Source organism: Frankia sp. KB5, assembly GCF_002099325.1.
In the GTDB taxonomy this organism is placed as follows: Bacteria; Actinomycetota; Actinomycetes; order Frankiales; family Frankiaceae; genus Frankia; species Frankia casuarinae.
Genome location: NZ_MRUJ01000081.1, coordinates 17344 through 39869, shown reverse-complemented (window position 1 = coordinate 39869; position 22526 = coordinate 17344). Strand labels below are relative to the sequence as shown.

The following is a 22526-nucleotide window of genomic DNA, read 5'->3' as shown; positions in this document are numbered from 1 at the left end:
TGCCGGGAGGGTGCGCGGGTGCGGGCGGGCCCGTTGCGGGCCCGTTCGAGCCGTCCGGCTCACCCGGGTGAACCCGCCCGCGTGAGCGCACCGCCCCCGGCCTGGGGCCCGCAGCGGCTGGCGACCGCACAACCGGTGAGAGCCGGCGGCTACCCGAGATGGTTACCCGAGGCGGGCGACGCCGCCGTAGACACTGACCTCGGCATCGGTCGGCCCCTCGCCCTCGGCGGCGGGCTCCTCCGGCCGCCACCGATGGACCATCTCCACCCCGGGATCGATGAGCTCCAGGCCGGCGAAGAACCGTTCCACTTCGGCCCGGGTGCGCTGCTGCCCGGGGATGCCCCGGGAGCGGTACGTGATGAAGAGCTGCTCCATGCTGGGGTTGACGTCGGCGGTGGCGTGGGTGAGCGCCAGATAACTGCCCGATGGCAGGGCCGCCAGCAGCCGGCCGAGGATGCCGTAGGGGTCATCCGCGTCGGGGATGAAATGGAAGATCGCGATCATGGACAGGGCGACCGGCTGAGTCAGGTCGAGGGTGTCGCGCAGTTCCGGGGCGGCCAGAATGCGCTCCGGGTCGCGCAGATCCGCGTCGAGGTAGGCGGTGCGGCCCTCGGGGGTGCTGGCGAGCAGGGCCCGGGCGTGGGCGAGCACGATCGGGTCGTTGTCGGTGTAGACGATCCGGGCGTCGGGGGCGATGCCCTGGGCGACCTCGTGCAGGTTCGGGGACGTGGGGATGCCGGTGCCGATGTCGAGGAACTGGCGGATCCCGACCTCGGTGGCCAGGAACCGGGTCGCCCGGCGCAGGAACGCCCGGTTCTCCACCGCGGCGATGCTGGCGCCCGGGAAGGCGGCCCGTGCCTGCTCGGCCGCCTCCCGATCAACGGGGAAGTTGTCCTTGCCACCCAGGAAGTAGTCGTACATCCGGGCCGCGTGCGGCTGGTCGGTCCTGAGGTCGACCGGGCTGCGTTCCTCCGCAAGGCTCTTCCACCACTGCCCGACCTCTGGGTCGTGTCGGTCCGCGCTCGTCACCGCAATCAGCCCCTTGGTAATTGGACGATCCTTACCAAATACCCTAGTGGGGGCGGATTTCGTGTTCCTTTACGGGCGTCAGAATCGGTCGACGGCGGTGACCCGGACCACCGCGACCCCCGCCTCGTCCGAGGCGGTCAGGTCGATCTCCGCGCTGAAGCCCCAGTCATGGTCCCCGGCCGGGTCGTCGAAGATCTGTCGCGCCGTCCACGTCCCCGGCGTCCCCGGCTTCTCGTCGAGGATGAGCAGACCCGGCCCCCGCGCGTCCGGACCGGTGCCGATCTCGCCATGCTCGGCGAAGTACGGCTCCAACGCCGCCCGCCACCCGTCGGCGTCGAACCCGCCGTCATACCCGCCGTCGAGCTCGCCGAGCGTGTCGTAGCGGCGCAGCGCGKCAAGCTCGACCCGGCGGAACAGCGCGTTGCGCACCAACACCCGAAATGCCCGGATGTTGCCCGTGACCGCCGGTGGCCGCTCGTCGACGCCACCACCGCTCGCCGTGGTGCCCGCCGTGGCGCCCGCGCCGTCCCCGGCCGGGTTGCTCAGCCGCTCCCACTCGTCGAGGAGGCTGGAGTCGGTCTGGCGGACCAGTTCCCCCAGCCACTCGGTCAGGTCGACGACCTCCTCGGTGCGGGCGTCCTCGGGCACCGTCTGGCGCAGCGCCTTGTAGGCGTCGGCCAGGTAGCGCAGCAGCAGCCCCTCGGAGCGGGCCAGCCCGTAGAACGCCACGTACTCGGCGAACGTCATCGCCCGCTCGTAGAGCTCCCGCGCCACCGACTTCGGCGCCAGCTCGTAGTCGTCGACCCAGGGATGCCCCCGCCGGTACAGGCCGAACGCCGCGCCCAGCAGCTCCGCCAGCGGCTGGGGATAGCTGACCTCCTCCAGCAGCTCCATCCGCCGGTCGTAGTCGACGCCCTCGGCCTTCATCGCCGCGACCGCCTCCCCCTTCGCCTTCGACAGCTGGGCGTGCAGCACCTGCCGGGGATTGTCCAGGGTCGCCTCCAGCACCGAAAGCACATCCAGCGCATAGGAGGGGGAGGCCGGGTCGAGCAGCTCCAGCGCGGCCAGCGCGAACGGGGACAGCGGCTGATTGAGCGCGAAGTMGAGCTGCAGGTCCACCGTCACCCGCACGCCGCGGCCAAGCTCGTCGGGGGTGTCGAGGCGCTCCACCACCCCGGCCGCCAGCAGCGCCCGGTAGATCGCGATCGCCCGGTGGATCAGCCGGCGCTGAGTGGCGCGATCCGAATGGTTGTCGGTGAGCAGGTGGCGCATCGACGCGAACGCGTCCCCCGGCCGGTTGATCACGTTGAGCAGCATCGCGTGGTTCACGGTGAACTGGGAGGTCAACGGCTCGGGTTCGGCCGCGATGAGCCGTTCGAACGTCGCCAGGCCGTACCCGACGCTGCCCTCGGGGGGCTTCTTGCGGACCACCTTGCGCCGCTTCTTCGGATCGTCCCCGGCCTTCGCCAACGCGCGTTCGTTTTCGATCACATGCTCGGGGGCCTGCACGACGACGTTGCCGACCGGGTCGTAGCCGGCCCGCCCGGCCCGCCCGGCGATCTGATGGAACTCCCGTGCCGACAGCAGCCGCACCCTGCTCCCGTCGTACTTCGACAGGGAGGTGAACACCACCGTGCGGATCGGCACATTGATCCCCACCCCCAGGGTGTCCGTGCCGCAGATGACTTTCAGTAGCCCCGCCTGGGCGAGCTGCTCCACCAGCCGGCGGTACTTCGGCAGCATTCCGGCGTGATGCACCCCGATGCCGTGGCGGACCAGCCGGGACAGCACCTTGCCGAACCCGGCGGTGAACCGGAAGTTCCCGATCGTCCTCGCGATCGCGTCCTTCTCCGCCCGGGTCGACACGTTCACGCTCATCAGCGCCTGCGCCCGTTCCAACGCCTGCGCCTGGGTGAAGTGCACGACGTAGACGGGAGCCTGGTGGGTCTCCAGCAGCTCACCGATCGTCTCGTGCATCGGCGTGGTGACGAACCGGTAGAACAGCGGCACCGGACGCTGCGCGGAGCGCACCACCGTGGTCTCGCGCCCGGTGCGCCGCGTCAGGTCCGCCTCGAACAGCGACACGTCACCGAGCGTCGCCGACATCAGGATGAACTGGGTGTGCGGCAGTTCCAGCAGCGGCACCTGCCAGGCCCAGCCGCGGTCGGGGTCGGCGTAGTAGTGGAACTCGTCCATGACGACCTGACCGACGTCGGCGGCGACCCCGTCGCGCAGCGCGATGTTCGCCAGTACCTCCGCCGTGCAGCAGATGATCGGCGCCGTGTCGTTCACGCTGGCGTCCCCGGTCATCATCCCGACCTGCGCCGCGCCGAACATCGCGCACAACGCGAAGAACTTCTCCGACACCAGCGCCTTGATCGGCGCGGTGTAGAAGGTACGCCGCCGCGCCGCCAGCGCCGCGAAGTGCGCCCCCGCCGCGACCAGGCTCTTGCCCGACCCGGTCGGCGTCGCCAGGATCACGTTCGACCCCGAGACGATCTCGATCAGCGCCTCGGACTGCGCCGGGTACAGCTCCAGCCCCTGCTCTGCGACCCACCTGGTGAACGCGTCATAGAGTGCGTCGGGATCGGGCCCGCCGCCGGGCCCGTCGTCGGGGCCGGTCAGGTCCGGGTTCTTCGAGTCGGGGTCCTTCGGGTGGGGGTCCTTCGGGTGGGCGGCCCGTTCGCCGTCATGGCCGGTGCCGGAAGTCGGGGGAAGGTGGTCGGTGAGTGTCATGGTCGTTCGATCGTGCCTGACGAACGCCGCCCACGGCTCTCGGGTGGGCGGCCCGTGACGCTCTGCTACCCGGGACGGACGGTGTTCGTGAAGTCCGCTTTCCGCGCCTCGATGCGGGGGTACACCCAACCCGGTTCTGGCGGGTAGCACCAACGCCCCGATCCGGAAAACCGACCACAGGTAGCACTGACAATCCCCCAGACACGGAGGGAAACACGTGTCCCGTGAATCCGAACTGCAGTCGGCCATCGCCGCCTCTGCCGCTGTATCCGGCAGCACCGATTCCGTTATCATAAAATCTACCGTCACCACGTCCGGTACGGCTACCACGTCCGGTACGGCCAAATCCATCCCCACGACCACCCTCGGATCGGGCACCCTCGGATCGGGCACCCTCGGATCGGGCACCCTCGGATCGGGCACCCTCGGATCGGGCACCCTCGGATCGGGCACCCTCGGTTCTGCCGCGGCGCGCGTCGCAGCATCCCGGCCCGGTGACTACGACGGGTGTCCGCCGGGCCGGTCCCGCCCCGACCCGACCCTGCCGTCGGGGCCGCCGCTCCCGGCCAGGGCCACCGGGCCGAGGCGGTCGACCCGTCCCGACGTGGCGGACCAGTCGAAGACCCTCGGCGAGCAGGTTCTGCTCGCGTTCTTCATCGTCGTGCCCCTGCTTGCCCTGCTCGCCGCGGTCCCGCTGGCCTGGGGGTGGGGGCTGGGCTGGCACGACCTGGTCATCGGTGCCGTCATGTACCTGATCACCGGATTCGGTGTCACCGTGGGCTACCACCGGCTGTTCACGCATGGTTCCTTCCGGACCGGTCGGCCGCTGCGGATAATCCTCGCCGTCGCCGGGAGCCTCGCCATCGAAATGGGGGTGACCGACTGGGTCGCGGCCCACCGGCGGCATCACAAATACTCCGACCAGGCAGCTGATCCGCATTCACCGTGGCGTTTCGGTCATCATGGCAGGGGCCTGGCGAAAGGGTTCCTGCACGCCCATGTCGGATGGCTTTTCCACCCGGAACGGACCGCGCCGGAGACGTTCTGCCCGGATCTGCTCGCCGATCGGGACATCGCGGCGATCTCGGCCCGCTTCCCCTGGCTCGTCGCCGCCTCGGTGCTGCTGCCRCCGCTGGTCGGCGGCCTGTGGAGCATGTCCTGGGCCGGGGCCGCGACCGCGTTGTTCTGGGGAGCGCTGGTCCGTATCGCGCTGCTGCACCACGTCACCTTCTCCATCAACTCGATCTGCCACACGATCGRCACCCGACCGTTCGCGGCCCGGGACCGCTCCAGCAACGTGTGGTGGCTGGCCATACCCTCGCTGGGGRAGTCGTGGCACAACCTGCACCACGCCGACCCCACCAGCGCCCGCCACGGCGTCCTGCCCGGCCAGATCGATCCCAGCGCCGCACTCATCCGCCTGTTCGAGAAGCTCGGCTGGGCGCACGACGTGCGGTGGCCCACCGCCAAACGGATCGCCGCCCGCCGAGTGGACGCCGGCGCGGGGCGTTGAGAAACGACGTCGAACGTCATAGCTTGGCCGGAAAAAACCGGCATGGGCTTTAAGCGTGCCATCTCGGTCGAATCTTCACTGCCGGGCCCCTTTACCCCAACGGAAGCGTCCCTGGACGGGGGAGAGCGGTCTGCGACGGCGTCCGGGTGCTGCGGGACCGCAGCCGGGGAACACAAGGGGGAGGGCTCGGTCAGCCGGCCATCCGTACCGTGCCGGCGCCACCTCGGGCCCCGCCTCCGGCGCCACCGCGGGCGCCCGCGGGGCCGGCCGAACCGCCTTGCCGGTCGGAGACCCGCAGGATGCGGCCGGGCGGCTGTTCGTCTCCGCTGAGCCAGTATCCGCGGTCGCGGCGTAACCCGGCCCGTTCCGGGGAAAGACAGGCCCCCTTCACCCGATGCGCGTCGAAGCCGGTGGTGGTGCCGGCGAAGGTCTCGTGGCAGGACGGGCAGTGCGCCGCGGTCAGCGCCGTCCAGCGCACGTCGCAGCCGCCGCAGCTGAGCAGGATGGGGCGTTCGTACTCGCTGTCCCGTCCTGCCATGAAACCGCCTCTTCCCGCGAAGGTTCCGATCTCCCGTCGTCGGATTCTTGCCGCTCAACGTTTCCAACGTGGGCATTTCGGCTTTCTAGCTCTTCGGGCGCGTCGCGTCACCGGGCTGCCACTGGCCGCCGGGGGTGCCGTGGACCCTGGCACCGCGACCGTGAGTACTGGCCCGACAGCCGTGAGCACCGTCCCGGAGGGGCGCGAACTGTCGGACCCGCCGGTGAGAATCGACCAGTGACGTCGGCATCCCCGTCCTACCCGGAGTCGGGCCTGCTCGCCCGGCTGCGGGCCGACGGGTTCGTCCGCCGGGATCTGCTCGCCCTGGTCCCGCTGGGCGGAGCCGGCCTCGGGGTGGCCTACCGGCCCCGGGCCGCGTCCGCGCCCACGGTGAGCGGTGGCACCGGTCGGGAGGACACGGACGGTCGGGAGGGTGCGGACAGCCCGGAGGGTCTGAAGGGTAGGGACGGCCCGCGTGGGGCGGGCGGTGCGGTGGCGCCGGGCGTGGTGCGGCTCGCGGTTCCCCTGGCCGGGGCCGGCCAGGCCGCGCGGGTGCTCGCCGGGATCGAGGCGTTGCTGGCACCCCGCTGGGTCTGGTGGTCGGCGCGGTCCGCGACGCGCGTGCCGCTCGCCTAGACGGGGTCGAGGCCGAGCGGCTGTTCACGGACAAGGCGTCCGGGAAGGATGCCGATCGGCCGAAGCTCGACGAGATGCTCGCGTTTGTCCGCGAGGGCGACACCGTGCTCGTGCACTCGATGGACCGCCTCGCCCGCAACCTTGACGATCTGCGCCGCATCGTGCGGACCCTCACGGCCAAGGGCGTGCGGGTCGAGTTCGTCAAGGAGGGCCTGACCTTCATCGGCGAGGACTCGCCGATGGCGACCCTGCTGCTGTCCGTCATGGGCGCGTTCGCCGAGTTCGAGCGCGCACTGATCCTCGAACGCCGGCGCGAGGGCATCGCCGCCGCGAAGCAGCGCGGCGCCTACACCGGCCGCAAGCCCGCCCTGACCCCGGGCCAGGCCCGGGATCTGGTCGCGCGCGCCGCCGCCGGCGAGCAGAAGTCCGATCTGGCCCGCGAGTTCGGCGTCAGCCGCGAGACGGTGTACAGCTACCTGCGCGCCACCGAGACGGCAGCTGCCGCGGGCTGAGTCGACACGGCCTGCCAGACCCGTCCGACGGCTCAGCGCTCACGGGACGGACTCGGTGAGGAACGCCGCGATGGTGTCGAGACCGGGGCGGTAGCCGTCGCTGGTGTCGACGGGGAGCCGCGGGAGGTCCAGGCTGATGTCGACGAAGCCATCCAGAGAGTGGCGGCCGGCGGCGATGTCGTCGAGGAGGTCGCGGTCGCCGTGGGCAGTGCGGTGGGGATCGAGCCCGGCGCGGGTGGTGATCCGCTGGTGGGCGACGGCGGCGTCGACGGTGCAGCGGATGATTCGCACGTCGGCGTGGGCGGTGAGCGGTTCCAGATGGGGGTCCAGAGCCGGTCCTGGAACGCGGCCTCTGCCACGACGGTGACGCCCGCTTACGCCAGGCCTCCCCGGACTGCCAGTGCGTATCACTGCGCACAGCTCTGCACAGTGCAGCAACGCACATCGTGAGGGCAGTATCCGAGTTCGGACCGAATGTGACAAGCCCCAACGGGTTTCGGCGCCGCGCGGCGGGGCGAAAGGACGCGAGAACGCGTCAGGGGCCGCAGCCCTCTGAATGGCTGCGGCCCCTGACGGCTGGGACGTCGGTGACGCTACCGGCTGGGGCGCCCTGGCTCCTCCGCCAGGCCGCCGGGCAGGTCGTCGAACTCGCCGGCCGTCACGCCGGCGACGAAGGCCTCCCACTCGACCTCGGTGAAGTAGAGGACCGGGCCATCCAAACCGGCGGTACCGCGCATCGTGATCGCCGGCCGTCCCGGCTCGAAGACCTTGTCGTCCCTGTGGAAGTCCGCTGGGACCTGCTCGGCCGGAATGTGCCCGGTGATGACGCCGCCGTCCCGGATCTGCGCGCCGGGCTGCCGCCTGGTCTGGTCGACGAAGGCCGCCCAGACGGCCGGGGTGAACCACAAATCAGGGCCTGACGGGAATTTGGAGTCGCGGACGCCTATCCGGCGGGCCGCGCCAGCCCCGGCCGCGGCCACCTGAACACAGTTGGCGGTCGGCTCGCTGCGGCTGGACTTGCGCCAGGCGGTGACGAGGGAGGCGAAGGCGGGGGTGCTCACGGCACTGTTCATGGTGGTCGCTTCCTAACGGTCAGGCAGCTTCGTCGCGGCCTGGCTGATGAACTCGACGCTGTCGCCGGGGGACAGCGCCACCTCGGCCAGCAGGTCGTACCGCTCGGCGTACCGTGCGACCTGCGCGGAATCCGTCACGATGACGTCGGTGGTGATGGACTCGATCGCCGCCACCACCGGGTCGCCCGGATCGGGATAGGTGTAGAGCGACAGCGCTCCCGGCAACGTCTGGTAGTCGCGGACCACCGCCTCGATCGGCAGCACCCGCACCGTGACGTTCTCCTCGTCGGCCCGAGCCGCCAGATGCGCGAGCTGCTCGCGCATCACCGGCGGCGGCGCGGACGGTCGCCGGACCGCGGCCTCGTCGATCAGCAGCTCGTAGCTCGGAGCGCCAGGTCGCCGCAGCATCCGCTGCCGACCCGCCCGACGATCCCGACGATCCCGACGCGGCGGCGAACGTCGCCGTCCCGGAGGCGGCCCGGGGCAGGTTCGCCCGTAACGCCGTCATCCAGGGCGCGGCTGCCGAGCTGTTCAAGGCATGGGCGGTGACGGTCCGCTGGGGGACCGCGGACCGTGCCCAGGTCCCCCACATTCACTTCAAGATAATCAACAGTGTTGACGACATCTCACATGCCATGATCAAAAACAAAAACACCAACCAGCACCGGGGGAGTAAAGGCAGATCAAGCCAAGTTGATCATTGGTAGGCATGGAAGCCTCGTATGGCCGGTGACGGCCGGGTTTGACCGGCGGCATCCGGATGGGGGACATCGCTGGCCGGGGACGCCACCGGTCGAGGTGTGTCACGTTCAGCCGGGCCGGTGAATCAACTGCGGCTGAGCGGCCCGGGGCCGAGGAGGGGAGGCCCTGCGACCAGCTCTACTTGACATAATGCTCATTATCGGCGTTTTTGGTGGGTGGGGGAGGGCCCGGCGTGAACCCGCCGAGGTGTGGGCCCTGCTTCCCTGTGCCTGGCAGCCCGGGCTGCGGGGGAAACGGTTTACCTGGAGGCGGCTTCAGTGGGGGTCGAGGTCGAGGGCGAGGCTGTTCATGCAGTAGCGCTGGCCGGTGGGGCCGGGTCCGTCGTCGAAGACATGGCCGAGGTGTCCGCCGCAGCGGGCGCAGCGGACTTCGGTGCGGATCATGCCGTGGGAGTGGTCTTCGACGAGTTCGAGGGCGTCGGCGACGGCAGGTTGGGTGAAGCTGGGCCAGCCGGAGCCGGAGTCGTATTTGGTGTCGGAGGTGAACAGGGCGGCGCCGCAGCCGCCGCAGCGGTAGGTGCCGTTTTCTTTGCTGTAGGTGTAGGCGCCGGTGAAGGGGGGTTCGGTGGCGGCGCGGCGGAGGATGGCGTAGCGCTCGGGGTCGAGTTCGGCGCGCCACTGCTCGTCGGTCTTGACGATTTTGTCGGGTCCGGTGGTGTCGTGGGGGTCGGTCATGGTGTCGTGGCTGCCTTTCTGCGGGTGGGAGTGGGTGGGGCGGGGTGGTGGTGCTCTCCCCCGGTGTCGATGGTCGGTGGTGGGTCGGTGTTCGGGTGGTGTCGGGGCAGGGCGAGGGGGACGGCGGCGGTGACGCCGCCGAGGGCGGCGGTGGTCATGGCGGTGCCGATCATGGGTGGGAGTTCGCCGCGGGTGGTGGCGGTTGCAAGGACGGCAACGTCCGCGGCGTCGGCGATCATTCCGGTCCACAGCCAGGTGGTGGTGTCGCGGCGGGTGATCAGGGCGTGGAGGAGGCCGGTGCCGAGGGCGAGGTCGCGGATGCCGGCGAGTCGGGCGAGCCAGGCGAGTCTGCCGGCTGTGACGCGGTCGACGCCGGTGAGGCGGATGATGTCGACGGGGCGGCTGAGGGYGAGGATGCCGATGGTGGCGCGGGTGATGCCGAGGGTGGTGGTGTGCAGGGTTCGGGAGTGGGCGGTGCGGTATTTTGTGGTGGAGTGGGAGCGTTGGGTGTTCATGGTTGTGTTGGTGGTCCTTCGTCGGTGGGAACGCCTGGGCTGGCTGGAACGTTATCGAGGGGTAGTTGCACACGTCTCGACGCTCGGAGGAGTTATATGGGCGAGCGCATCCTGCGGGGAAGCCGTCTCGGTGCTGTGTCCTACGAGACTGACCGCAGCACCGAGCTTGCCCCACGGCAGTCCGCGTCCTACGACTGTCCGAACGGCCACCAGTTCACCATGCCCTTCGCGGCTGAGGCCGAGGTGCCGTCGGTGTGGGAGTGCAGGGTTTGTGGTGGGGCGTCGGTCATCGTCGATGGTGAGCGGCCTGAGCCGAAGAAGGCGAAGCCGCCGCGTACGCACTGGGACATGCTGATGGAGCGTCGGACGACGGATGACCTTGAAGAGGTCCTGGCGGAGCGGTTGGCCGTTCTGCGGGGTGCCGGTACGGACAGGCGTTCAGCCTGATCGGCCTGATCGTTTGGGTGGTTGTGCGGTAGGGGTCGGGCGCGGGGTGGTTGCCGTGTCCGACCTTTCGCCGTGTCCGCGGTCGGTTCGTTGTGTCGTGTTCGTGGGGTGGGCTGCCGGGCACGGGGCGGGTTGAGCCGTGCCCGGGCGGCCGTGGTGGCCGCGTCGGGTCCGGCCGGGTGTCGCATCGTGTTGTGCCGACTGGTTGCGTGCGGCCTCGGGTCGGGTGTTGGGCGGTCGGGTGTTGGGCGGTGGTGGGGGGCCGGTTCGGCCGGTGGGCGTCGGATTCAGGCGTGGCCGGAGGTGACGTTGCGGTCCTGGGTGACGTTGCGGTCCTGGGGGGTGTGGAGGGGCTCGTGGGGTGTGGTGTCGGTGGTTGTCTTCGGGGTGGGGCGGTGGCGTCGGGTGGTGGCGGCCCACCAGGCGACGCGCCAGAGGGCTTCGGCGACGACGGCGTTGCTCATCTTGGAGGTGCCGCGTTCGCGTTCGACGAAGGTGATGGGGACTTCGCGGACGCGGAAGCCGCGGCGCCAGGCCTGCCAGGCGAGGTCGACCTGGAAGCAGTAGCCCTGGGAGGTGACGCGGTGCAGGTCGCGGTCGCGGAGGACGTCGGCGCGGTAGGCGCGGAAGCCGGCGGTGGCGTCGCGTAGGGGTATGCCGAGGGCGGCGCGGACGTAGAGGTTGGCGCCGCGGGAGAGCAGGAAGCGGCGCCGCGGCCAGTTGCGGACCTCTCCCCCGGGTATCCAGCGGGATCCGATGACGAGGTCGGCGTGGTCGAGGGCGGCGAGCAGGCGGGGTAGCTGCTCGGGTTGGTGGGAGCCGTCGGCGTCCATTTCGACGATGACGGTGTAGCCGTGGTGTAGTGCCCAGGAGAACCCGGCGACGTAGGCGGTGCCGAGGCCGGATTTGCCTTCGCGGTGCAGGACGTGGATGTGGTCGTCGGAGGCGGCGAGTTCGTCGGCGATCTTCCCGGTGCCGTCGGGGCTGGCGTCGTCGATGACGAGCAGGTCGACCGTCGGGTTGGCCGTCCGCAGGCGGCGGGCGGTGTCCGGTAGGTTGTCCCGTTCGTTGTAGGTCGGGACGCAGACGACAACGCGGTTGGGATCCACGCGCTTCCTCTCCTGGTCAGGGACCATGTCCGCGGTGGTGTCTGCCCGGGTGGCGTCACGGTGGGTGGCGCTGTCGGTGTCGTTTCGCGGGGTCATGGGGTTTGGTGGTGTGCCGGCTACGGGGTGGCGGTCATGTCGGTGTTGGCGGTCATGTCGGTGTTGGCGGTGTCACGGTCCGGGCCGTGGGACGGGTTCGCCGGGCGTGGATCACCCCTGCCATCATGGCGGTCAGGCCGAGGGCGATGAGAACCGCCTCCGGGAGGATCCCGGCCTGGTCGGCGAGGGTGCGGGTGGTGCGTCGGGGTAGCGCGGCGGTGAGGATGCCTGCTTCGTAGAGGCCGGTTTTGGCGAGCAGGGTGCCGTCGGGAGTGATGAGGGCGCTTTCACCGCTGGTGGAGACCTGGACGGTGGCCCGGCCGTGTTCGACTGCGCGCAGACGTGACATGGCGAGTTGCTGTTGGCTTTCACCTTTGCGACCGAAGGATGCGTTGTTTGTCTGGATGACGAGGATATCGGCGCCGTGGTTGACGGTGTCGCGGACGAGGCCGTCGTAGGCGACTTCGAAGCAGATGATGTCTCCGATGGTGGTGCCGGCGGCGTGGAGCGCGCCGGGGGTGGTGCCGGCGAGGAAGTCGCTGGGCATCTCGTCGGCGAAGCGGTGGATGAGTTTTTCGAGTAGGGCGCGGCCGGGGAGGTATTCGGCGAAGGGGACGGGGTGGCGTTTGACGTACATCTGGCCGGTGAAGCCGTCAGCGGTCCAGATCATGCCGGCGTTGCGGAGGTGGCCTGGTCCGGGGCCRCCCAGGACGGCGCCGACGAGGAGGGGGGCGCCGGCGGTGCGGGCGGCGGCGCGCAGGGCGGTGGCGACGGCGGGGTTGGTGAGGGGGTCGAGGTCGGAGGAGTTCTCCGGCCACAGGACGAGGTCGGGTTGTGGGTGTGTTCCGGTGGTGACGTCGGTGGCGAGGTGCCTGGTGACGGTGACGTGGTTGGCGGTGACCTGGAAGGCGCGGCCGAGGGCGCGGTAGCCGCCGTCGGCGGGGACGTTTCCCTGGATGGCGGCGACGGTGAGGGTGCCGTGCTCGGGGGCGATGGGCAGGGGTACGAGCAGGCCGGTGAGGGTGAGGGCGGCAGTGCCGAGGATGGGGGCGGCGAGGCGGCGGGCCGTGGCGGCTGTTGGGAGGGTGCGGGGGGTGGGTGTGCCGCGGGCGGGGGTGGTGATCCTGACGATGGTGAGGGCGGTCAGGGCGCCGGTGGCGGCGACGGCGGCGGTGACGGCGGGGGCGCCGCCGAGGGCGGCCAGGGCGGTGAAGGGGCTGTCGGGCTGGGTGAAGGCGAGTCGTCCCCAGGGGAAGCCGCCGAAGGGCGCTCGGCTGCGCAGCGCTTCCTGGGCGACCCAGACGGCGGCGGTCCACAGCCAGGCGCCGGGTAGCCGCCAGACGAGGGTGGTGGCGGGGGCGACGAGGGCGAGGATGGCGGCTTCGGCGAGGGAGAGCACGAGCCATCCGTCTGYGCCGACGAAGGAGACGAAGCGCAGGAGGGGGATGCAGAAGGCGAGGGAGAACAGCAGTCCCAGGCCGTAGGAGGCGCGCAGACGCCGGTTGCGGACGGCGAGGGTGAGCAGGGTGACCGCGACGGGGGCCAGGGGCCAGCAGCCGACCGGTGGGGTGGCGAGGTAGAGCAGGGCGCCGCCGAGGAGCGCGGCGAGTGGGCGTCGGGTGTGGCGGATCAGGGTGGATCTCAAGGTGGATCTCAGGGTGGGTTGCGGGTCCGCCGGGTCTGGCCGCGGGCCCATGCCTGGTTCGCCGTTCACGGGTGGTTCGCCGTTCACGCGCGGTTCGGGGACGGCTGGTGGGATGGGGGCCGTGTCACCGGCCGCTTGGTGGGGCGGGCGGGCGGGCGGTGGGGTCACTGGACCAGTTTCGGTCACACGGGTCGTGCTGAGCACGCCGGTCCTGGTCGGCGGGCGTGTGGCGGCCCTGACGCTCGAAGCTGACTCGAAGCCGAGGGGGACGCGGCCGCGCAGGACGGTGCGTGGGCAGGTCGGGCGGGGCCGGTGTTCAGGTGAGGGTGTCGTGCAGGATGCGGCCGCGCAGGACGGTGCGTAGGCAGGTCGGGGCGGGCGCGGACAGGTCGGGCAGGGCGGCGACGGCGCCGCGGGGGTCGGTGGACCAGGCGGCGATGCGGTCGTCGGGGACCTGGGCGACGAGTTCGCCGGGCACGGCCCAGACGGCGTAGGTGGCGGGGGCGCCGGGGGCGAGGGTGCCGTGGCCGTCGGTGTCGGCGCGGGCGGCGCGCCAGCCGCCTCGGGTCGCGGCGGTGAACGCGGCGCGGGCGGAGAGGCGGGCGGTGGGGGTGTGGTGGGTGACGGCGGCGCGTATGGCGCCCCAGGGGTCCAGGGGGGTGACGGGGGCGTCGGAGGAGAACGCCAGGGGGATGCCGGCGCGGTTCATGGCGGCGAAGGGGTTCATGGYGGCGGCACGGGTGGGGCCCAGGCGGGTGGCGTACATGCCGTTCTCGCCGCCCCAGCGGGCGTCGAAGGCGGGTTGGACGCTGGCGACGAGGCCGAGGGCGGCGATGCGGGGCAGGTGGTCGGGGGTGGTCATTTCGGCGTGTTCGAGGCGGTGGCGGGCGGCGGTGATCTGGTTGTGGCCGAGGGTGGTGGCGGCGGCTTCGAGGCCGTCCAGCACGGTGGTGATGGCGGCGTCGCCGATGGCGTGGAAGCCGGCCTGTAGGCCGGCGTCGGCGCAGTCGAGGACGGCGTCGCGGATGGTGTCGGCGTCGAGGTGGGTGGTGGCGCGGATGTGGGGGGTGTCGGCGTAGGGGGTGTGCAGGGCGGCGGTGTGGGAGCCGAGGGAGCCGTCGACGAAGGCGTCGCCGCCCCAGGCGGTGCCGAGTTCGACGGCGGTGGCGATGTCCCCGGCCCAGTAGCCGACGATGTCGGGTCCGGGGACGGCGCGGGCGTGGGCGAGCAGGCCGGCGAGGTCGTCGGCGGAGGAGATGTCGGGTCCGGCCATCTCGTGCAGGGCGACGATGCCGAGGGCGGCGGCGCGGGTGCGGGTGGTGTTCCAGGCGTCGCGGCGCCCGGTGGGGGTCAGGGTGGCGTCGGCGGTCCGGCGGGCGAGGTGGTGGGCGTGGCCGGTGACGGTGCCGTCGGGGTGCCAGCCGGGGTGGTGGGGGGCGCCGGATGCGGCGGCGAGCGCGGAGGAGATCACCGCGCTGTGGCCGTCGACGCGGGCGAGGTAGACGACCGCGCCGCCAGCGGCGCGGTCGAGGTCGGTGGCGGTGGGTGGGCGTGGGTCGTCGGTCCAGGTGGTCTCGTCCCAGCCGGTGGCGAACAGGGTGGTGGTGGGGTGGCGGTGGGCGTGTGCGGTGAGGGCGCACAGGGCGGCGGCGCGGGTGGGGGTGCCGGTGAGGTCGAGGCCGGACAGGGCCAGGCCGGTGGCGGTGGTGTGGACGTGGGCGTCGACGAAGGCGGGGGTGATCAGGGCGTCGTCGAGGTCGATGACGGTGTCGGCGTCGAGATGGGTGGCGGCGGCGTCGCAGCCGACCCAGGCGATGGTGTCGCCGTCGGTGAGCATCGCGGTGGCGAACGGGTCGGCCGGGGTGTGGATGCGCCCGCCCCGGTACAGGATGGTGCGGGCGGGTCGGGGGGCGTCGTCGGTCACGGTGGTGAGTCTGCCGCCCTGGACGTGACGCGGATCCATCTGTTCGATCCGGGCGGTGGCCGTGCCCTGGTGCGGTGAGCGGCGCTCCGGTCCGGGGGCGGTCCGGGGCGGGGGTTGGTCCGGCGGGTGTTCACAGGGCGGGGGGGCGTCCTTCGTAGGGGGTGGAGAGCACGACCATGGTGCGGGTGGAGACGTTCGCGGCGGCGCGGATCTGCTGCAGCAGCGTCTCGAGGTCGCCGGGGGTGGCGACTCGCACCTTGAGCAGGTAGCTCTCGTCGCCGGCGACGCTGTGGCAGGCCTCGATCTCGACGATGTGGGCGAGCCGGTCGGCGGCGTCGTCGGGTTGGCTCGGGTCGATCGGTGTGATCGAGATGAAGGCGGTCAGGGGCAGGCCGACCTGGGCGGGGTCGACGAGCGCCGTGTAGGAGGTGATCACTCCACGCTGTTCCAGGCGTCGGACGCGCTGATGGACGGCGGAGACCGACAGGCCGGTGGCTCGGCCGAGGTCGGTGAAGCTCATACGCCCATCTCGGCACAGCATCTGCACGATTTGACGGTCGAGATCTTCCAGCACGTTCGGAGCGTATGCAGGAGGACGGGGGATGATGTGGATGTTTCTGGTCCGTGGTCTGGTCCCGTGGGGATAGCCGCTGGGATGGGTACCGGCTGTGTGCGGGGAGGGTGGGACGGTGTTTGTGGGTGAGCGGGCGGGGGCGGACGGTCGGCTGATGCTTGTCGACACCCCGTCGCTGTACTTCCGGTCGTTTTTCGGGGTGCCGCGTTCGGTGCGGGCTCCCGACGGCACGCCGGTGAACGCGGTGCGGGGACTGCTCGACGTGCTGGCCCGGCAGATCGGCGAGGTGCGCCCGAAGCGGGTCGTGGCGTGTTTCGACGCCGACTGGCGGCCGGCGTTCCGGGTGGCGCTGCTGGCGTCCTACAAGGCGCACCGGGTCGCCGACGTCGGGGCCGGCGAGGCCGGCGGGGGCGGGCAGGTCGAGCGGGTGGACGGCGACCTGCTCGCCCAACTCCCGATCATCGACGAGGTCCTCGACGCGTTCGGGATCGCCCGGGCGGAGGCCGCCGGGTTCGAGGCTGACGACGTGATCGCGACGCTGGCGACCCGTCACCGGGGGGAGGTGGACATTCTGACCGGTGACCGGGACCTGTTCCAGCTCGTCGACGACGCGGCCGGGGTGCGGGTGCGGTACGCGGTGGAGAAGTTCGCGGTGGTGGACGAGGCGGCGGTGACGGCACGCTACGGCGTTCCGGGGCGGGCCTATGCCGATTTCGCGGTGCTGCGCGGTGATCCCAGTGACGGGTTGCCGGGGGTGGCGGGGATCGGGGCGAAGACCGCCGCGGCGCTGCTGACCCGGTTCGGGTCRCTCGCGGCGGTGCTCGCCGCGGTTGACGCCGACGGCGGCGCGGGTCTGCCGGCCGGGGCGCGGCGTCGGTTGCGGGGCGCCCGGGACTATGTGCGTGCCGCGGTGGGGGTGGTGGCGGTGGTGCGGGACGTGCCGGTGGGTGCCTTCGCTGATCTGCTGCCGGCGGCGCCGGTCGATCCGGCGGCGGTGGGGGCGCTCGCCGAACGGTGGGGGCTGACCGGTTCGTGCACGCGGCTGGTGCGGGCGCTGGCCGAGGCCGCGGGTGGCTGAGGCCGTGGACGGCCTCAGCCGGCGTGTTCGTCCGGTTGCCGCTTGAGCGGGCGTGTTCGTCCGGCTGTCGCAGTGACGCGCAGGGTCATCTCGGCGGGTGGGTGGTGGGGCTGCCCGTCATGGCGCTGCCCTGGTGACGGTAGGTTTCCCTGCGTACCTCGGCGTGGGCACACGCAGGCGGTGCGCCGGTTGACGTCGCGGGGGCGGATCGTCGCCTACTGTTGCCCTCCGGGTGAGCTTCGGGTGGGCGGGTGCCCACCCGGACGAGCAGGGCCCAGGCGGCGCAGCGGTGCAGCGGATGCTCACCGGACGAGCAGGTGGCGGTGCAGGTGACGGCAGCGGAGGTCAGGGTGGGGCTGCGTGAGCGGCTCGCGGGTAGGCGGGTCCTGGTGACCGGGGTGACCGGGTTCGTCGGGGAGGCGCTGCTGGAACGGTTGCTGTCGGACTTCCCCGACACGGCGGTGGTGGCGCTGGTGCGGCCGCGGGGCAGTCACAGCGGGGCGGCGCGRCTGGYGCGGATGATGCGGAAGYCGGCGTTTCGCGGGTTGCGGGAGGCGTTGGGTGCGGCGGGGGTGGCGGCGCTGCTCGCCGAGCGGGTGGAGGTGATCGAGGGGGATCTGGCGTCGATGCCGGATCTGCCCGCCGACCTCGACGTGGTCATCCACTGTGCCGGGGAGGTGTCGTTCGACCCGCCGGTCGACGAGGCGTTCACCACGAACGTCGGTGGGGTGGCGGAGCTGCTGCGGGCGCTTGCGGCCGGGGGGGCCAGGCCTCATCTGGTGCATGTGTCGACGGCGTATGTGGCGGGGTTGCGTTCGGGGCACATCGCCGAGGGGCCGCTGGCCCATGACGTGGACTGGCGGGTCGAGTGGGATGCGGCGTCGCGGGTGCGCCAGCAGACCGAGGACGCCTCGCGGGCGCCGGAGTGTTCGGCGCGGTTTCGGGCGCAGGCGTCGCGGCGGTTCGCCGCCGCCGGGGCGCAAACGGTGTCGGCGGAGGCGGAGCGGCTGCGCCGGGCGTGGGTGGCGCGGCGGATGGTGACGGCCGGGGGTGAGCGGGCGCAGGTGCTGGGGTGGACGGATGCGTACACGTTCACCAAGGCGTTGGGTGAGCGGTATCTGGAGGATCATCACGGGGATCTGCCGTTGACGGTCGTCCGTCCCTCGATCATCGAGAGTGCGCTGCGCCGGCCGTTCCCGGGGTGGATCGAGGGGTTCAAGATGGCCGAGCCGCTGATCCTGGCCTATGGCCGCGGTGAGCTGCCGGACTTCCCCGCCTCCCCGGACGCGGTGGTGGACATCATCCCGGTGGATCTGGTTGTCAACGCGATCCTGGCGGCGGCGGCGGTGGTGCCGCCGGCGGACACCCCGGCCTATTACACGGTGTGTTCGGGTTTTCGTAATCCGTTGCTGTTTCGGGATCTGTACGCCTATGTGCGGGACTATTTCCAGGCCGATCCGTTGCCGCGGCGCGGTCGGGGGACGTTCGCGGTGCCGGAGTGGCCGTTCGCGGGGGCGGCGGCGGTGGAGGCGAAGCTGCGTCGCTCGGAGCGGCTGGTGGGGTTGGCGGGCCGGGCGTTGGAGCATGCCCCGCCCTCGGATCGGGTGCGCCGGTTTGCCGGGGAGCTGGAGCGGGCGGAGAGCCGGGTGGGGTTTCTGCGCCGCTACTCGGATGTGTACCGGGCGTACACGAAGGCGGAGCTGGTCTATGTCGACGACGCCACGGGTGCGTTGCACGCGGCGATGGATCCGGCCGATCAGGCGGAGTTCGGGTTTGATCCGGCGTGTTTCGACTGGCGGCACTATCTGCAGGACGTGCACTGCCCGGCGGTGACGGCGGTGCTGCGCCGGCCGCGTGATCCCGCGCCGCCGCGGCGGCTGTCGGGGCATCTGGCCGCCGGTGACGGGGTGCTGGCGGTGTTCGACCTGGATGGGGCGGTGGCGTCGGCGACGGTGATCGAGTCGTATCTGTGGATGCGGTTGGCGGACGCCTCGGCGCCGCGGCGGGTGCGGGAGCTTGCGTCGCTGGCGGTGGCGTTGCCGCGGTATGTGCGTGCGGAGCGTCGTGACCGGGGGCATCTGATGCGGTCGGTGTACGCGCGCTACGCGGGGGTGGATCCGGCGGAGTTGGAACGGCTGGTGGTGGAGGTCGCCGGGGACATTCTGCTGCGGCGGGTGAAACCGGCGGGGATCCGTCGGGTGCGTGAGCATCGGGCGGCGGGGCATCGCACGGTGCTGCTGACCGGGGCGGTGGAGGTGTTGACGCGGCCGTTCGCGCCGTTGTTCGACGATGTGGTCGCCGCGCGGCTGGAGGTGGGTGCGGATGGTCTGCTGACCGGCCGGTTGGAGTCCTCGCCGCTGGTCGGGGATGCGCGGGCGGCGTTCATTGATCATCATGCGCGGGTGTTGGGGGCGGATCTGGGGGTGTCGTGGGCGTATGCGGACAGCCAGTCGGATCTGCCGTTGCTGCGGGCGGTCGGTAACCCGGTGGCGGTGAACCCGGATCTCGCGTTGCATCAGGTGGCGCGGGGGGCGGGGTGGCCGATCGAGGAGTGGGCGTCGGCGGCCGGGGAGCCGCGTCTGGTCGTCGGGGACCGTCGGGAGCGTGGCCTGCGGGCCGCGGCGGCGCGGGCGGGGGCGGCGGCCTTGAGCTCAAGGCCAGGCCCGGGCACGGGGCCGGCGGGGGTCGTGGTGTCGGGGGGTGGGCGGTGACCCGCGGGTTGGAGCTGTATGCGTCGGTGTCGCGGCAGGCGGCGTCGCGGCTGGTCGGGGCGGGGCCGTCGGGGTGGTCGGGGCTGGCCGGGGTGGCGGCGCCGCTGCGCTATGTCGAGCATGGTGATCCGGTGGTGCCGGGTCCGGGGTGGGTGACGGTGCGGCCGCGGCTGGCGGGGATCAGCGGGTCGGATCTGGCGTTGGTGACGGGTCGGGTGTCGGCCTATCTGACGGCGATGGTGGGTCTGCCGTTCGTGCCGGGTCAGGAGGTCGTCGCCGAGGTGCAGGAGTCGGTGACGTTGGACGACGGGCGGGTGCTGGCGGCCGGGGACCGGGTCGTTGTCGATCCGGCGCCGGGCAGCGGTCCCGGGACCGGTGACGGCAGAGCCGGTGACGGCAGAGCCGGTGACGGCGGGTGGGCGCGGGGGGTGGGCGGCGGTGGGTGGAGCCGGGTGATGCTCGCCCACCGTGGGCAGCTGTGCCCGGTGCCCGCGACGTTGCCGGATGCCCGGGCGGTGCTCGTCGACCCGCTGGCCGCCGCGGTGCATGCCGTGGACCGGGCGCGGGTCGGCGCCGGGCAGCGGGTCCTCGTCGTCGGGGCGGGGGCGGCCGGGTTGTGCACGGTGCTTGCGTTGCGGGCCCATACCGAGGCGGGGCAGGTGGCGGTGGTGGCGAAGTATCCCCGCCAGGCGGAGCTGGCGCGCCGGTTCGGGGCGGACGTGGTGTTCGACCCAGACGGGGCGGTCGCCGGGGTGCGTCGGGCCACGCATGCGATGCGGGTGTCGCCGCGGGCGGGTGGGGCGTTCCTGCTCGGCGGGGTGGATGTCGCGTTCGACGCGGCGGGGCGGGCGTCGTCGTTGTCCACGGCGCTGCGCACGACCCGGGCGGGGGGGCGGGTGGTGCTTTCGGGTGTGCCCACGGGCCGGGTGGATCTGACGCCGCTGTGGGCGCGGGGGTTGGAGTTGGTGGGGGCGGCGCGGCGCGGCGCGGCGCCTTCGGTGCTGGCCCGGGCGTTCGCGTTGGCCGCCGGCGCCCCGTTGGACGGGGTGGTCGCGGCGACGTATCCGCTGACCCGCTGGCGGGAGGCGTTGGAGCACGCGTTGTGCGCGGGTCGGCTCGGTGCGGTGCGGATTGCGTTCGATCCGACGGTGGCGCTGTGAGCGGGCGTGCCGGGATCGGGCCGAGGGCCGGGGCGGGTGGGGTCATGGCGAGGCTGCGCCGCCGGGCGGGGCGCCAACACGGAGGGGTTGTCCCTTCGTGCCGGACGTGGAAGGGATCATGCTGGTGAGACCGGGGTTCGTGCTCGAGGTTGACGAGCGGACTCCCCCGCTGCTGGTGCACCAGGGTGAGGGCGTGCTGCTCGAGCAGTTCCCGCTCGGGACACGGGTGGTGTATCCGCCCGAGTCGCTGCCCGGGGTCGGTGACGTCGATGCGGCGATCGCCGCGGCGTTGGCGGCGCCGGTGGGCAGCGAGCCGCTGGCGGCGTTGCTGCGTCCGGGGATGCGGCTGACGATCAGTTTTGACGATCTGTCGACGCCGTTGCCGCGGATGCGTCGCCCGGATGTGCGGGGGCGGATCATCGAGGCGGTGCTGACGGCGGCGGCGGCGGCCGGTGTCGACGATGTGGCGCTGGTCGTGGCGAACGGGTTGAACCGGCGGTTGAGCGCCGGCGAGGTGGAGCGGATCGTCGGGGAGCGGGTGTTCCGCTCGTTCTGGCCCGGGCAGTTGCGCAGCCATGACGCGGAGGATCCTGACAATCTCACCGTCGTGGGGGTGACYGACGCCGACGAGCAGGTGGAGGTTTCCCGCCGGGTCGCCACCGCCGACCTGCTGGTGCACGTCGGGGTCGTGCAGAGCCCGGCGGCGGTCGGTGCGGGCGGGCTCGTGACCGGCCTGTCGTCGTATGCGACGCTGCGTCACGTGCACAGCGTCGCCGCGGCGGTCCGCCGCGTCGGCCTGCCCGGGGACGGYGCTGGCGGCGTCGGGGATGGGGGGGTTGGTGCGCCGCCGGGTCCGGCGGCGCGGATGGGTCGGCTGCTGTGCGAGGCGGTGCGGGTGTTCGCCGTCGCGGTGACGGTGAACGCCGCGACGGCGCCGGTGCACTATCCGTTCCTGACCCGCCGGGAGTGGGAGTGGTCGCTGGCCGATCAGGCGATGGCGGTCGGGCTGGGCCGTGGCCTGGAGCTGGTGGGGTCGCGGGCGCGCCGCCGGCTGCTGCGTGACTTCGCCGCCGACTATGCGGTCACCTCGGTGAGCGCGGGGGATCCTACGGCGGTCGCGGCGGTCGCGGCGGCGGCGGTCGACGCCCAGCAGCGGGTCACCGTCGATGGGCAAAGCGACGTCGTTGTCGTCGGGCTGGGCCCGTTCGGGCCGTTCGACGCGGRTGCGGTGGTCAACCCGGTGCTGGCGGCGCACGGCGCGCTCGGGGAGGTTTTCGGCCGGTACCGGGGGCGGCCGGTGGTCCGCGAGAACGGGGCGTTGATCGTCTACCATCCGCTGACGCCACGGTTCTCCCAGCTGCATCACCCCTCCTACGTGGACTTCTACGAGGAGGTGCTCGCCGAGTCGACCGAGGCTGCGACGGTGGAGGCGAAGTTCGAACGGCAGTACGCCACCGATCCCTGGTATGCGTCGCTGTATCGGACGTCGCTTGCTCATCACGGGGTGCATCCGTTCCACCGCTGGTATGAGGYGGCGCCGGCGATGGCCCATGTGGGGGATGTGGTGTGGGTGGGCGGTGATCGGGCGGCGTGCGCGCGGCTGGGGTTCCGGGCGGCGTCGACGTTGGCGGATGCGTTGGAGATGGTGTCGGGATCGGTGGGCCGTGATCCGTCTATCACCTATCTGCACTCCCCACCCCATCTGATCGCCGAAGTACGGTGACCGCGGGAGATGCGGGTCACGGATCGTGCGGTCGCCGGCTGGGACGCGGTGGCCATGCGCGGCGGAGCACA

General features: G+C 72.0%; 18 protein-coding genes and 2 pseudogenes. 8 read left to right on the top strand and 12 right to left on the bottom strand.

The features are described 5' to 3' along the window. Positions 1–162: 162 nt before the first annotated feature. Together KBI5_RS09405 and KBI5_RS09400 are read right to left on the bottom strand one after the other, a co-directional pair. Positions 163–1029: an SAM-dependent methyltransferase gene (locus KBI5_RS09405; protein ID WP_011436673.1), complete on the bottom strand. Its 867-nt coding sequence runs from the start codon at positions 1027–1029 to the stop codon at positions 163–165. Between the two features lie 78 nt (positions 1030–1107). Further along, entirely contained in the window at positions 1108–3765 is a 2658-nt protein-coding gene (locus tag KBI5_RS09400) for a DEAD/DEAH box helicase (protein ID WP_085015016.1), read from the bottom strand. Positions 3766–4369: 604 nt separating this feature from the next. Here KBI5_RS09400 and KBI5_RS09395 point away from each other — a divergent pair. Further along, positions 4370–5278, top strand: a complete 909-nt coding sequence (locus KBI5_RS09395) for an acyl-CoA desaturase (RefSeq protein ID WP_116289882.1) — start codon at positions 4370–4372, stop codon at positions 5276–5278. A 190-nt stretch (positions 5279–5468) separates the two neighbouring features. Here the strand turns inward: KBI5_RS09395 and KBI5_RS09390 are convergent, their stop codons facing one another. Beyond that, on the bottom strand, positions 5469–5816 hold the full coding sequence (locus KBI5_RS09390; RefSeq protein ID WP_011436676.1) for a hypothetical protein: 348 nt from the start codon (positions 5814–5816) through the stop codon (positions 5469–5471). 237 nt (positions 5817–6053) lie between these two features. On the opposite strand from KBI5_RS09390, the gene KBI5_RS09385 reads away from it, so the two are divergent. Continuing rightward, positions 6054–6452 carry a hypothetical protein gene (locus tag KBI5_RS09385; RefSeq protein ID WP_011436677.1) on the top strand — a complete coding sequence of 133 codons (399 nt, stop codon included), beginning with the start codon at positions 6054–6056 and terminating at the stop codon, positions 6450–6452. Then, positions 6413–6964 carry a recombinase family protein gene (locus KBI5_RS09380; RefSeq protein WP_011436678.1) on the top strand — a complete coding sequence of 184 codons (552 nt, stop codon included), beginning with the start codon at positions 6413–6415 and terminating at the stop codon, positions 6962–6964. Before KBI5_RS09385 ends, KBI5_RS09380 begins: the two co-directional genes overlap by 40 nt. Before the next feature lie 39 nt (positions 6965–7003). Here KBI5_RS09380 and KBI5_RS09375 read toward each other — a convergent pair whose 3' ends face one another. From KBI5_RS09375 to KBI5_RS09355, 5 genes and pseudogenes are all read right to left on the bottom strand, one after another. Next, positions 7004–7255 carry a hypothetical protein gene (locus KBI5_RS09375; protein ID WP_023841324.1) on the bottom strand — a complete coding sequence of 84 codons (252 nt, stop codon included), beginning with the start codon at positions 7253–7255 and terminating at the stop codon, positions 7004–7006. Between the two features lie 563 nt (positions 7256–7818). Further along, positions 7819–8037, bottom strand: a pseudogene (locus tag KBI5_RS25175) (DUF397 domain-containing protein); the annotation flags it as partial. A 12-nt stretch (positions 8038–8049) separates the two neighbouring features. Further along, a pseudogene (locus KBI5_RS09365) lies at positions 8050–8472 on the bottom strand (DUF5753 domain-containing protein); the annotation flags it as partial. Positions 8473–9053: 581 nt separating this feature from the next. Next, positions 9054–9473 carry a peptide-methionine (R)-S-oxide reductase MsrB gene (gene msrB, locus KBI5_RS09360; protein ID WP_011436682.1) on the bottom strand — a complete coding sequence of 140 codons (420 nt, stop codon included), beginning with the start codon at positions 9471–9473 and terminating at the stop codon, positions 9054–9056. Then, positions 9470–9988: a hypothetical protein gene (locus KBI5_RS09355; RefSeq protein WP_085015015.1), complete on the bottom strand. Its 519-nt coding sequence runs from the start codon at positions 9986–9988 to the stop codon at positions 9470–9472. The genes msrB and KBI5_RS09355 overlap by 4 nt, the downstream gene beginning before the upstream one ends. 96 nt (positions 9989–10084) lie before the next feature. On the opposite strand from KBI5_RS09355, the gene KBI5_RS09350 reads away from it, so the two are divergent. Next, positions 10085–10435 (top strand): RNA polymerase-binding protein RbpA, encoded by a 351-nt coding sequence (locus KBI5_RS09350; protein ID WP_011436684.1) that lies wholly within the window; start codon positions 10085–10087, stop codon positions 10433–10435. A gap of 287 nt (positions 10436–10722) precedes the next feature. On the opposite strand, the gene KBI5_RS09345 is transcribed toward KBI5_RS09350, so the two are convergent. From KBI5_RS09345 to KBI5_RS09330, 4 genes are all read right to left on the bottom strand, one after another. Further along, entirely contained in the window at positions 10723–11640 is a 918-nt protein-coding gene (locus KBI5_RS09345) for a polyprenol monophosphomannose synthase (protein ID WP_011436685.1), read from the bottom strand. Positions 11641–11692: 52 nt separating this feature from the next. Then, positions 11693–13285: an apolipoprotein N-acyltransferase gene (gene lnt, locus KBI5_RS09340; protein ID WP_241882776.1), complete on the bottom strand. Its 1593-nt coding sequence runs from the start codon at positions 13283–13285 to the stop codon at positions 11693–11695. Positions 13286–13601: 316 nt separating this feature from the next. Beyond that, complete coding sequence (locus KBI5_RS09335; protein ID WP_085015014.1) at positions 13602–15248, bottom strand: amidohydrolase family protein; 1647 nt, start codon at positions 15246–15248, stop codon at positions 13602–13604. A 91-nt stretch (positions 15249–15339) separates the two neighbouring features. Continuing rightward, a complete protein-coding gene (locus KBI5_RS09330) occupies positions 15340–15780 on the bottom strand; it encodes an Lrp/AsnC family transcriptional regulator (RefSeq protein ID WP_193359376.1) in 441 nt (146 codons plus the stop codon). Positions 15781–15937: 157 nt separating this feature from the next. On the opposite strand from KBI5_RS09330, the gene KBI5_RS09325 reads away from it, so the two are divergent. The 4 genes from KBI5_RS09325 to KBI5_RS09310 all read left to right on the top strand — a co-directional run bounded on the left by KBI5_RS09325 (position 15938) and on the right by KBI5_RS09310 (position 22455). Further along, a complete protein-coding gene (locus KBI5_RS09325) occupies positions 15938–16861 on the top strand; it encodes a 5'-3' exonuclease (RefSeq protein ID WP_082456744.1) in 924 nt (307 codons plus the stop codon). A 350-nt stretch (positions 16862–17211) separates the two neighbouring features. Then, a complete protein-coding gene (locus tag KBI5_RS09320; RefSeq protein WP_085015024.1) occupies positions 17212–19572 on the top strand; it encodes an HAD-IB family phosphatase in 2361 nt (786 codons plus the stop codon). Beyond that, positions 19569–20732, top strand: a complete 1164-nt coding sequence (locus KBI5_RS09315) for a zinc-binding dehydrogenase (protein ID WP_085015025.1) — start codon at positions 19569–19571, stop codon at positions 20730–20732. Before KBI5_RS09320 ends, KBI5_RS09315 begins: the two co-directional genes overlap by 4 nt. A gap of 118 nt (positions 20733–20850) precedes the next feature. Next, positions 20851–22455, top strand: a complete 1605-nt coding sequence (locus tag KBI5_RS09310) for a lactate racemase domain-containing protein (protein WP_085015013.1) — start codon at positions 20851–20853, stop codon at positions 22453–22455. The last annotated feature ends 71 nt before the right edge of the window (positions 22456–22526 follow it).

Coding starts and splice junctions, on each gene's coding strand:
- KBI5_RS09345 (WP_011436685.1), bottom strand. CDS start 11,640: ATGACCCCGCGAAACGACACCGACAGCGCCACCCACCGTGACGCCACC.
- msrB (WP_011436682.1), bottom strand. CDS start 9,473: ATGACCGACCCCCACGACACCACCGGACCCGACAAAATCGTCAAGACC.
- KBI5_RS09390 (WP_011436676.1), bottom strand. CDS start 5,816: ATGGCAGGACGGGACAGCGAGTACGAACGCCCCATCCTGCTCAGCTGC.
- KBI5_RS09350 (WP_011436684.1), top strand. CDS start 10,085: ATGGGCGAGCGCATCCTGCGGGGAAGCCGTCTCGGTGCTGTGTCCTAC.